Genomic DNA, 11,479 nt, shown 5'->3' on the forward strand with positions numbered 1-11,479 from the left:
CCTCCAGGCGCGCCAGGAGCGCCGCGTCGTCGGCGCTGGCGGCCGGCAACAGCAGCCGGGCGCACATCACTTCCAGCAGCAGGCGCGGCGAGGTGGTGCCGCGCATCTCGCCGAGCGCAGCGTGTGCCACCTCGGCGTAGCGGGTCAACGTGGCCAGTCCGAGATACTCGATTACCGAGCGCATTCGCGTGACCTGATCGTCCGGCGCCTCCACCAGACCACGATCGGCGGCGTCGGGCACAGCGTGCAGCAGCAGCAGATCGCGGAAACGGTCGAGCAGATCGATCGCGAAGCGCCGCGGATCGTGACCGGCGTCGACTACGCGCTCTACGACGCCGAACAGCGCCGCACCGTCGCCCGCGGCAAGGGCGTCGACAGCAGAGTCGATCAAGGCAACATCGGTGACGCCGAGGAGGGAGAGAGCTCGGTCGTAGGTGACACCTTCTGGTCCGCCGCCGGCGAGCAACTGATCGAGGATCGACAGCGAGTCACGGGGTGAGCCGCCACCCGCACGGATCACCAGCGGGAACACCTCTGGCGCTACGACCACACCTTCTTGCAGGCAGATGTTCTCCAGCAGTCCACGCATCACCGGCGGGGCCAGCAGCCGGAACGGGTAATGGTGTGTGCGCGAGCGGATGGTGGTGAGGACCTTCTCCGGCTCTGTCGTAGCGAAGATGAAGATAAGGTGCTCCGGCGGCTCCTCGACGATCTTCAGGAGCGCGTTGAAGCCCTGCGGGGTCACCATGTGCGCTTCGTCGATGATGAAGACGCGGTACCGCGATTCGGCAGGCGCAAAGAAGGCGCGGTCCCGTAGATCGCGGGTGTCGTCGACACCGCCGTGACTGGCCGCGTCGAGCTCGACGACGTCGAGGTTGCCCGGACCGCCGGGACCGAGAGCGACGCAGGAGACGCAGGTGCCGCACGGCGTCGACGTCGGGCCCGCCGCGCAGTTGAGTGAGCGGGCCAGGATGCGCGCCGAGGACGTCTTACCGCAGCCGCGTGGTCCAGAGAACAAGTAGGCATGGTTGATGCGCCCACTGTCCAAGGCCCGGCTGAGCGGATCGGTGACGTGCTCTTGGCCCACGACCTCGGCGAACGTCGCGGGCCGGTAGGTGCGATAGAGAGCCACGGGACAACCCTACCGGCGGGGTGCGACTGGATCAGCCAGCGGCGTCGATCGGCGGGCCCGGGCGGCATAGACGACGATGACGGCCGCCGAGACCACCACCAAGATCACGTTGTACGGCTGCACCGCGAAAAACCGATACCAGTGTCCGACTCCTTTGAAGAACATGCCGGTCAGGTACGCCTCCTCGACGGCGCGGTTCACGTACCAGAACGGGTGGTCAACGTGATGGCGCCAGGCGGTGGAGAGGAGCACGCCACCCAAGGTGGCTGCGCTGACCAGGATCCGGCCGAGGACGCTCGGCAGCGTCAGAATCAAGTGAATACCGACCAGCAGCAGCGGCAGCAGCCACACCCAATGGTGCCCCCAGGCGACCGGCGACACCGCGCACGAGGTCATCCCGACTAGTGCGAGCGCGAGCAGCTCTTGGCTGTGCCGGTGCGCCAGCACTGCAGCCCCCAGTCCGAGTAGGGCGACGAGTCCACCGAGAGCGAGCCAGGCGATGGTGTTCGGGTCATCGGTGTGGCCGAGGTTGGCCAGCGCACCGCGGACCGATTGATTCCCGTCGGTTCGCGGGGAGGCGACGCGATCCGAGTCGTGCAGCGTCTCAGTCCAGTAGTCCCACGACGCGCGCGGCATGATCGCGAAGCCGATCGCAATGGTCGCGGCAAAGGTGCCGACCAGCGTCACCGCCGCCTTCCACTGCCGGGTGAGGGCCAGGTAGACGACAAACAGCATGGGCGTCAGCTTGATCCCGGCGGCCAGTCCGGCACCGACGCCCCGCAGTCGGGAGTCTTTGTCGCGCAACAGATCCCACAAGATCAACAACATCAAGAAGATGTTGATCTGCCCGAACCAGATTGTCGTGCGAATCGGTTCTATGAGGGTGGAGATGACGACGAGGAAGATCGCGATCAGGCGCAGCTGCCACGTGGTCGTATGCCCCAGGCTGCGAAAGCCGAGCATGATGACTCCATAGAGGGCGGTGAAAATACCGATCGTCCACAGCCCGTGAGCGGTGGCCGCCGGGAGCAGCGCGAAGGGGATGAAGAACGGGATGGAGATCGGCGCATAGGTGAAGTCCATCTGGCCGAGAAGTTTGACCCGGTACAGGTTCTCACCGTCGAGCACCGCCTGGGCCCCGGCGCGGTAGACGTCGAGATCGAGCTGATAGTCGAAGATGCCCCAGAACGGCATGGTGAACGGGATGATCGCGTTCTGCACCCACACCGCCATCACCGCGAGGATGCCAAAAATCACCAACAGCGGCGTCGACCGTTCGAGTCGCCACGCCGTCGCGGGTGTTTCCCCGGTGCCCGGGGCGGGATCGGAAGTAGTCACTGCAGCGGGACCCGGGGCGGATCAGTCGCGCTCGAGCAGCTTTTCGGTTGCCGCAAGCAGCGCGCAGGTGGCCACGCCGTCCATCGCGGTGGCGAGCTCATCGATCGGCGGGAAGGTCGGGGCCAGGCGGATGTTCCGGTCGTCCGGGTCGTTCTTGTACGGGAAGGTGGAACCGGCGGCGGTGAGCGCGATACCAGCGTCTTTGGCCAACTGCACGGTGCGCGCGGCGGCGCCGTCGATCACGTCGAGGCTGATGAAGTAGCCGCCTTCCGGTGCGGTCCAGCTGGCGATCTTCGCCTCGGACAGGCGCTCTTCGAGAATGTCGAGCACCAGCGCGAACTTGGGGGCGATCAGAGCGCGGTGTCGGGCCATGTGGGCGCGGACGCCGTCGGCGTCGACGAGGAACATCTCGTGGCGCAATTGGTTCAGCTTGTCTGGGCCGATCTTGGCGATCGACAGGTGCTGCGAGTACCAGTCAAGGTTGGCCTTAGATGAGCCAAGGAACGAGACGCCAGCGCCGGCGAAGGTGATCTTGCTGGTGGAGCCGAAGACGTAAACGCGATTCGGGTTGCCCGCCTCGTCGGCGAGGTCGAGGATCGGCAGCGGCGCGGGGGCCTCGTCGATCAACGTGTGCACGGCGTAGGCGTTGTCCCAATAGATGCGGAAGTCCGGGGCGGCCGTCGGCATCGCGACGAGCGCGCGGGCGACGTCCTCGCTGACGGTGGTGCCGGTCGGGTTCGAGTAGGTGGGGACCACCCACATGCCCTTAATGGCCGGGTCGCTCGCGACGAGCGCCGCACAGGCGTCGACGTCGGGGCCGTCCGGGTTCAGCGGGACGTTGATCATCTCGATGCCGTACTGCTCGGTGATCGAGAAGTGCCGGTCGTAGCCGGGGACCGGGCACAGGAACTTCAGCGGCCCGGTTTCTTTGGACCACGGGCGCTCCGAGTCGGGGGTGCCGGTGAGCAGTGCGAAGACGGTGAGATCGTGCATGATCTGCAGGCTCGCGTTGTTCTCGGCGAGGATCCGGTCGGTGCCGGTGCCGAGCAGTTCGCCGAAGATCTCGCGGATACCGCGCAGCCCGTTGATACCACCGTAGTTGCGGCAGTCGACGCCGTCGGCGCTGACGTGATGGCCCTCGCCTGGCATCGAGAGCATCGGCTCGGAGAGATCGAGTTGGTCGGCAGCGGGCTTGCCTCGGGTGAGGTCGAGCTTGAGCCCGGCGGCGCAAAGGTTGTCGTACTTGGCCCGCAAGATCGCCTGGGTCTCACGAAGCTGATCTGCGCTCATCGAGTGATAGTTCAACGGGGACCTTCCCGGAAACTCAAGCGGTGGTAGTACAAAATTAGCGGACCCCGCGCACCCGAGAGAGCCCGTTGACCCTTGCTGCCTTCCGGCCCTGGGGGAGTTCACAGGATGCACGCCGCGCGGGATCCATGGACAAGTGTAGCGGGTCCGTTTTGGGAACGCGGCGGCACACCCGTTACGATCATTAGCGCCTGGAGGATTCGCCTAGTGGCCTATGGCGCTCGCCTGGAACGCGGGTTGGGTTAATAGCCCTCAGGGGTTCGAATCCCCTATCCTCCGCCATGCTGCTGGACCCCACCCGAGGTACGAGGGTGGGGTCCAGCAGCATATTTGGGCAGGGCGGATTCGGGAGGAGCCGCGAGGAACGAACGGCGACGGTTCCCCTATCCTCCGCTCCCCCTCACCCGCCCCCTCCCCGCTCAAGCGCCCTACCCCGGCTCACACGCCCGCCCGGGAGGACGCGGCAGCCGAGATAGGGCGCCCGAATGGGCGGGAGGCGCCGGAACGACGACGAGGCGTGCTAGTCCGACGGCGTCGGGGTCACTGCGGCGTCGCCAGCCGCCTCCGCAGCCGAAACGGCCGGGGCGGGGGCGGAAACAATGTGATGCCGACTGAAGGTGTGGCGGAGCCAGGCCGTGAGCTTGCTTTCTTTGTGCGGCGGCGGGACTTGGCCGGGCCGCCAGCGGAAGGCGGTCACCAGGAACGCGACGAACGGGACGGCGAGGAGACCGCCGACGATACCGGCCAGCATGATACCGACCGCGATGGACAGGATCACGACGACCGGGTGCAGCTTCACCGAGTAGCCCAGCAGGAAGGGCTGCAGCACATGCCCCTCGACGGCCATCACCAGCACCAACAGGCACAGCACGATGACCGCGTGTACCCAGCCTTGGGTGGTCAGCGCGACGAAGACCGCGAGTGTGCCCGCGGCAAATGAGCCGACGATCGGGATGAACGAGCCCAGGAAGATGATCGCTACCAGCGGGAGCACCATCGGCACACCCAGAATGGCGAGACCGATACCGATGCAGGTGGCGTCGATCGCGGCGACGATGACGGTCGCCCGCACGTACGATTCCAGCGTCCCGAAGCCTGCCGTGCCGGCGCCCCGCACCCATTCCCGCGACCCCGTCGGGACCACTTTGGTGAAGGTCGTCCACATGTTGCGTCCGTCGTACAGGAAGAAGATCATCAGAAAGACGGTCAGCAGGATGCCGGTACCGATCCGGCCACCGAACGCCGCCGTACCGATCGCGCCGCTGGCAAGTTTGCCCTCGTGCGCTTTGACCCACCCAGTCAAGTCGTTAAGGCCGGCGCGCAGCATGTCCGAATCAATGTGCAGCGGACCGGTGGCAAGCCACTCACGTGTCTGGTCCATGGTGTGCAGGAACTGCGAGACGAGGTCGGGGCCGCCGGAAATTGCTTGCTGTATAACGAATCCCACCAGTGCAAGCAACGCAAGAATAGTCAGGAAGATGGCCAGCAGCACCGCCAGCACCCGAGGCACGCCCTTGCGCACGGCCCACTCGACGGGACCCAGCAGGAAGGCGGAAAGCAGCAGCGCTAGCGCGATAGGGAAGAGGACGTCCTCGAACCTCTTGAACAGGTAGCCGGCGGCCACGATCCCGCCGCCGATCAGCAGCAGACGCCAGGTCCAGGCCGCCATCGCCCGCACCGCAGGCGCCACTTTGGCGTCGTCGCTCTCACGGAGGCCGACCGGCCGCGACTCTTTCCCGGGTTCTTGCTCAACGGTCACGAGTTGACCTTATCGGTCTGCCCAAGGCGCCCACCGCGCAGTCAGCGCGAGCCGTTGATATGGAGCGACCGCACCACGTACTCGGCATAGACGCCACGGCCACCCCACAGATGGACCTGATCGGGCGCCCAGAAGGCAGGTGAATCCTTCTGGACCCGCTCCCAATGGTTCACGTCGAGGTTCTGGTGCCTGCGGTCTGCCTCGACCAGTTCGCGGCGCATCGCCGCCATCGACCGATCGCTGAACCCGCCGGTCCCGCGCCCCGCCGTCTGCGGGGCCACCCAGTCGACCTTGGACGAGGGACCGGCGGCCGCCATCACCAGCTCGATCCGGCGGCGCAGCTCTGCGCGGTCGCCCTTCGCCTGCGCGGCGTCGTTCGTGCCGAAGGTGATCAGGAAGCAGTCGACACCGCGGGCCCGCATCTTCTTCACCACCTCCAGTCCGCCGCCGTGCTGCCGGTCGGTCCCCGTACCGGGTTTGAACGTGCTGCGGCCAGCCGAGGCGCTGAACCGGACCGGCTTTCCGGTCGCCCGCAGACCGGCCTCCAACTGGGTCCGGCTGCCCACCACCTTGGGCGTGAAGTATCGGTCACTGAGGCTCGCGCCGACCAGACCGACCGCGCGGCATTCGCCAAGCGTCTGCGGGAACGGCACGGATTCGGGGGCGGCCTGCGCAGCGGCCGCCACGCCGAGTTGGGCGGTCACCGCCACGGCCAGCAGCAGGGTGATGAGACTCTTCATGAATCGACAAGTTAGCCGACTCTGACCAGAGGAAACCAGCGAGTAACCGGCCTGTCGGGCGATTCTCGAAGAGATTCACCCGATGAGACGACATCGCGCCCCGCACCGCGGCATGCGGGAACGGGGCGCGACGATGAGGCTCGAGTTCGCCGTCAGAAGACGAAGTTCACCGGCGACGCCGGGCCACCGGAGAGCAGACCCAGCAGCGGCGGAGTGACGCCGCCGCGGAAGGTCGCAGGAACACCGAGGACGTTCTCGCCGCGACCCAGCTTCGCCACTTGCGCGGGGGTGAGAGTCAGGTCGGCCACCGAGATCCGGCGCAGCCCGTCGGTGCCGTTCTGATCGGTTGTCGACGTCTTCAGCGTGACAACGGCCTTGGTGCCGTTGATCCGGATGATCGGGTCGGTCAGGGCGATCTCATAGAGATGGAAGCGCGTGTAGGCGACGACGGTCCCGGTGTAGCGCAGCTCTCCCGCACCGTTGCGCACGGTATTGGCGGTCAGCTCGTAGCCGAGTTTGCCATCGGAAACCGATGCGCCATTCTTCCCGATCACGGCGCCCTGAGCGCTCTTAGCGAACGTCGAGTAGAAGTTCGGCGAGTACGCCCAAACTATGTTGCGGACGGCCGCGGCCGGGGTGTTGGGGCCCGGCGCGGTGGAGTAGTTGACCGGTACGAACAATTCCTGCGCCGCGTTGACCGAGTCCGCCGCACCGAAGGTGTAGATGCCCCAGCGCCCGTTGGCCGGAACGTCCTTGGGGGTGGTCAGCGTGATCTTGGCGGTGAAGGTGCCATTGCGGTGCAGTGGCACCGAACCCACCCGAACGGTGCGCCGCATATCGAAGGGCGCATTCGGCACCCGGCTGAGGGCGTCATCGGAGATCGCCCATTTGGTCTGCGCGCGGTCAGTGGTGCGCGCCGACTCCGGCGCGCCCTTTGACGGACGCCAGTCCTGGTCGAACTTGCCGAAGGTGACGAACGTGCCGTGCGGCACACCCGTCGGCACCGGCACCGGCAAACCGTCGGTATTGGCGTTGGGATCAAACCCGGTGCCCTTCACGACGACGACGTCGCCGGGGTGCAGTTGCGTCTGGCCGACCGGGGTGACCCCGTCGGCCAAGAACACCGTGATGGCAGGGCTGTACGGCGCGGCTTCGGCGGCCGGCGCCAGCACGGCGGCGGCGATCGCGGTGCACAGCGCGAGCAGACTGATGACAGCAAAACGAGCGAACTTCATTAGCTGAGCCTAACCGATCCTCACGGGCGGCCGACACGGCCCTAAGTCACGTCGTGTGGGGTGTGGTTTCGACACGGACCTCGCTCCTCGTCCCGGCTCAACCATCGGATCGACGGTCGACCGGACGACCCGAGTCGAAACCGCGTCCCCGCTACTCGACGCGGTTGCCCTGCGCGTCCCAGTGCTCAGCGACCTTCTTGCTCGGCTGCACCCGCGGCGGTTCGCCGGGCATCTTCGGATAGCTCGGCGGATACGGCATGTCCCCCAGGCCGACGGCGTCGTCTCGCTGAACCATTTCCAGCAGCGCCTCGATACCGACCCGGCTGGCGTCGATGTCCGCCCACGGATCGCCGCGCCGCGCGAGGAGCGCCGGCACCGTCGAGATCGTGAAGTCCACTGGCTCGGCGTCGGCGAGCTCACCCCAGGTCAGCGGGGTGGAGACCAGTGCGCGCGGGGTCTTGCGGACCGAATAAGGCGACGCCATGCTGCGATCGCGCGCGTTCTGATTGAAGTCGATGAACACCCGGTCGCCGCGCTCCTCCTTCCACCACGAGGTGGTGACCGCAGCCGGGTCACGCCGTTCCAGCTCCCGGGCGAGCGCGATCACCGCGCGCCGGGTCGCGACGAAGTCCCAGCCCGGTTCGATCGCGATGTACACGTGCACGCCGCGCTTGCCGGAGGTCTTCGGGAAGCCGGGGAGACCGAGTTCGTCGAGCAGCGGCCGGAGCAGGTCGAGCGCCACCCGCCGAGCGTCGGCGTAGGTGGTGTCACCGGACGGATCGAGATCGAGCCGGAGTTGGTCGGGATGGTCGTTGTCCGGGGACGGTGACATGTCGCCCGCTCGCTTCGCTCCCGGCGCGAGCGTCGGCCACGTGTGAAAGGTGAGCGTCCCGAAGTTCGCGGCCCACACCGCGTCGGCCGGAATCCGCGGGCAGAACGCCTGACCCGTCCGTGCGGACGGGAACACCACCTCGGTCGACTCGACGTGACCCGGGTGGTATTTGGTCAGGTGCTTCTGATAGATCTGGTCGCCGTCGACACCGTCCGGATAGCGCTCCAGGTACGTCGGACGGCCGGCGATCGCGGTCATCAGCGCACCCTGCCGGGCCACGGTCCGGTAGTACTCGACCAGGTCGCGCTTGCGGCCGCCGTCGTCGCCCAGTTCCGGGAAGTAGATCTTGTCCGGATTGCTGAGCTTCACCTCGACGCCGTCGACGTCGAGCATCTCCGGTTTCGGCTTGGGCATCAGGATCCCTCCAGAACGTCGTATACGTCGTAGGTCAGCGGAACGTCGAGCTGGTCGTAGGTACAGCTTTCCGGTGCGCGGTCCGGCCGCCAGCGCAGGAACTTCACGGTGTGCCGGAAGCGCATCTTCTCCATCTGGTCGTAGGCCACCTCGGCGACCAACTCCTGCCGGATCGGGATCCACTCCCCCGTTTCCGACGACCGCCACCGGTTCACCTCACCCGGCGCCACCCCGTCCGGATCGATCCGCAGCTTCTCGAATTGTTGTTGCAGCTCAAGGCGTTTCGCGTCGGAGAAGGCACTGGAACCCCCGACCATCCGGAGCTCACCGTCGTCGTACAGCCCAAGCAGCATGGAGCCGAGGCCGGTTCCGCTCTTGTGCACGCGGTACCCCATCACCACGCAGTCGGCGGTGCGCTTGTGCTTGATCTTGAGCATCTCGCGTTTTCCGGGGAGGTAGCGCCCGTCGAGCTGCTTGGCGACGACGCCGTCGAGGCCGGCGCCTTCGAAGGCAGTGAACCATTCCTGCGCCAGCGTCGCGTCCTGCGTGACGCGGCTGACCTTGAGCCGCGGATCGGCGCCGACCGCTTTGAGCAGCGCTTCCCGGCGTAGCGAGTACGGCTCCTCCATCAGGTTCCGGGTACCCAGCGCGAGGGCATCGAAACCGATGAACATCGCCGGCGTCTCCTCGGACAGCTTCGCGATCCGCGAGGCGGCCGGGTGAATGCGCTGCGACAGCGAATCCCAGTCGAGTCGCGAGACACCGTCCCGCACCTTGGGCACACAGATCTCGCCGTCGAGCACCAACTTCTCCGGCAGCCCGGCCCGAGCCGACTCGACGATCTCCGGGAAGTACCGCGCAAGATCTTTGCCGCCCCGCGAAGAGATCTCGATGTCGTCGCCGTCCCGGAAGATCAGCGCCCGGAAGCCGTCCCATTTCGGTTCATACGACCACGCCGGTTCCGCTTCGGGCTGCGGCGGCACCGCCGTGACCGCCTTCGCGAGCATCGGCGCGACGGGCGGGTTCACCGGAAGGTCCACGCCACCTATCCTGGCGTACTCCCGACCCGTCGGCTACCCCCCGGCACGACGGCCCGCTTATCGGCGGGTGACCTCCACGCTCGTATTTGGATCGCCCTGGACCTCAATCTTCACCGTTTCGGTCGTCTGCGGAGTAAAGGTGAGTGGGCTTGACGCGGAGCCCCACCGCGAGCCGTCGGAGGTGCGCGCGATCCCGTCCGAGGTGTGTACCCGGAACGTCTCGTGGCCCGATGAGCGTCCGCCGGTCAGTCCGATGGTCACCGGCTGGCCAGCCTGTACCTCGACGTCGACGACGCCCATGCTCGCTGAGTTCCGCGGTCCGTCGGGCAAGGTCAGGGTGACTGAGTTTTTACCCTCCATGCTGGCATCGGCCTTCGCCTGCATCGCCATCTCTGCCACGCCGCCGTTGAAGCCGATCAGGCGGTACAGCTGATCTTCGGTGACGTTGTCGAGGCTGTAGCGAATGCCGCCCAACACACTCTGCACCGGATCGATATGCCAGCCGAGGACATCCTGGGTGGCCACGACGGCGCTCTTGCTCGCGAGGTTTCCCGCCACACTCGACATTCCCAGCTGTCCCCGCACCACCTGATCGCCGCAGTGCTGCTCGGATTCTCCGTCGATCCGCAGGCAGCCGCCGGAGATGACACCTTGCACACGCTCACCGTCGGCGACAGCTGTGAAGGCGAGGTTGTCGACGTTGACGAAGGTCACCCCGCTGCGCTCCTCGGACGAGAACTTCCCGTCGGCGAACGTCAACTGGTCGACCTCGTTCAGATCGACCTCATCGGTGAGGAACGTTCGGTACGTCGCCGCGAGTTCACCAAAGTAGGCCGGGAGGACGGCGATCACCGGATCTAGGTTGTTCTTGTCTACCGATTCGGAGAGCGCGGAAACGAAGCCGCCCGCGGCGGCTTCGGGGGTTTCGAAACCCCGTGGGTCAACCACGGAAGCGTTGTAGTCCGCGTAGTTGCGACCGGCGTCGAGCATCGAGTATTCGATCGCGGTGTAGGCCGGGCTCACATACCAGCGGTCGTTCTGCTTGACGACCATCACGAACGGATCTTTCGATTCACCGTCGTAGCCGGAGACCCGCATCTCGTTGACATCGATGGTGCCCTGACCAGATTCCAGATCGTTGCCGACCAGATCCTTGAGCCCCTGGTTGGCTGAGGCCGGGTCGAAGTGCGCGGTGAGGGTGCCCCCGGTAAAAGTGACACGCGCCAGGTTCCCGCGCAGGTCCTCGACGCTGGTCCGCACGTTCTCCGTGGTGATCATCACGCCTGCTAGCAGTCCGTCGTGCCCACCGCCCTTCTGAACGCCGACACTCTCGGCCTTGGCCTGCGCGTTGTCCAGGATCTGCCGCATCGATCCGGCCTCGGCCGGTGCAATAAGTTCGACGACGGCGGTGGTGTCCTTCTTCGTGACCGCGGCCAGCATGTCCAGTGCCGCGGAATCGGCCGAGCTCGCGCCAGCCTCCGCGCCCGGACGACCAGTCAGCCATACCAGGGCGACGACGGCGATCACGGCCAGCACCGCAATGACGGCACCGCCGACTAGCCAGTTACGACGACGATTGCCGCCCGCGGGCGAGGGCGGATCGCCGAACGGGGGCACAGGCGGCTGGCCGTACGCAGCCACCTGCTGACCGGCCGGTCCGAACTGCGGGCCCGGCGCGAAC

Annotated in this window: 8 protein-coding genes, 1 tRNA gene, 1 other RNA gene and 1 pseudogene; 1 reads left to right on the plus strand and 10 read right to left on the minus strand. The window is 66.5% G+C overall.

What is annotated here, in order from left to right; translation table 11 throughout:
- The 4 genes from WAW85_RS04820 to ffs form a co-directional block, all read right to left on the minus strand.
- Positions 1–1,132 (minus strand): DNA polymerase III subunit gamma and tau (locus tag WAW85_RS04820; protein ID WP_422558509.1); only part of this gene is annotated, 1,132 nt, incomplete at its 3' end.
- Positions 1,133–1,141: 9 nt separating this feature from the next.
- Positions 1,142–2,470, minus strand: a complete 1,329-nt coding sequence (locus WAW85_RS04825; RefSeq protein WP_422558510.1) for a glycosyltransferase 87 family protein — start codon at positions 2,468–2,470, stop codon at positions 1,142–1,144.
- Positions 2,471–2,491: 21 nt separating this feature from the next.
- Positions 2,492–3,760 (minus strand): aminotransferase class I/II-fold pyridoxal phosphate-dependent enzyme, encoded by a 1,269-nt coding sequence (locus WAW85_RS04830; RefSeq protein ID WP_422558511.1) that lies wholly within the window; start codon positions 3,758–3,760, stop codon positions 2,492–2,494.
- A 53-nt stretch (positions 3,761–3,813) separates the two neighbouring features.
- An RNA gene (ffs, locus tag WAW85_RS04835) (signal recognition particle sRNA small type) lies at positions 3,814–3,910 on the minus strand.
- A gap of 61 nt (positions 3,911–3,971) precedes the next feature.
- Here ffs and WAW85_RS04840 point away from each other — a divergent pair.
- Positions 3,972–4,060, plus strand: a tRNA-Ser gene (locus tag WAW85_RS04840).
- 238 nt (positions 4,061–4,298) lie between these two features.
- Here WAW85_RS04840 and WAW85_RS04845 read toward each other — a convergent pair.
- From WAW85_RS04845 to WAW85_RS04870, 6 genes and pseudogenes are all read right to left on the minus strand, one after another.
- Positions 4,299–5,537: an AI-2E family transporter gene (locus tag WAW85_RS04845; protein WP_422558512.1), complete on the minus strand. Its 1,239-nt coding sequence runs from the start codon at positions 5,535–5,537 to the stop codon at positions 4,299–4,301.
- Positions 5,538–5,578: 41 nt separating this feature from the next.
- Positions 5,579–6,277 carry a hypothetical protein gene (locus tag WAW85_RS04850; RefSeq protein WP_422558513.1) on the minus strand — a complete coding sequence of 233 codons (699 nt, stop codon included), beginning with the start codon at positions 6,275–6,277 and terminating at the stop codon, positions 5,579–5,581.
- A gap of 152 nt (positions 6,278–6,429) precedes the next feature.
- On the minus strand, positions 6,430–7,512 hold the full coding sequence (locus WAW85_RS04855; RefSeq protein ID WP_422558514.1) for an HtaA domain-containing protein: 1,083 nt from the start codon (positions 7,510–7,512) through the stop codon (positions 6,430–6,432).
- A 151-nt stretch (positions 7,513–7,663) separates the two neighbouring features.
- Complete coding sequence (locus WAW85_RS04860; RefSeq protein WP_422558515.1) at positions 7,664–8,758, minus strand: DNA polymerase domain-containing protein; 1,095 nt, start codon at positions 8,756–8,758, stop codon at positions 7,664–7,666.
- Positions 8,758–9,798: an ATP-dependent DNA ligase gene (locus WAW85_RS04865; RefSeq protein WP_422558516.1), complete on the minus strand. Its 1,041-nt coding sequence runs from the start codon at positions 9,796–9,798 to the stop codon at positions 8,758–8,760. Before WAW85_RS04865 ends, WAW85_RS04860 begins: the two co-directional genes overlap by 1 nt.
- Before the next feature lie 57 nt (positions 9,799–9,855).
- A pseudogene (locus WAW85_RS04870) lies at positions 9,856–11,479 on the minus strand (hypothetical protein); the annotation flags it as partial.

Origin of the sequence: Gordonia sp. (in: high G+C Gram-positive bacteria) (assembly GCF_049299075.1) — a bacterium.
Lineage (GTDB): Bacteria > Actinomycetota > Actinomycetes > Mycobacteriales > Mycobacteriaceae > Gordonia.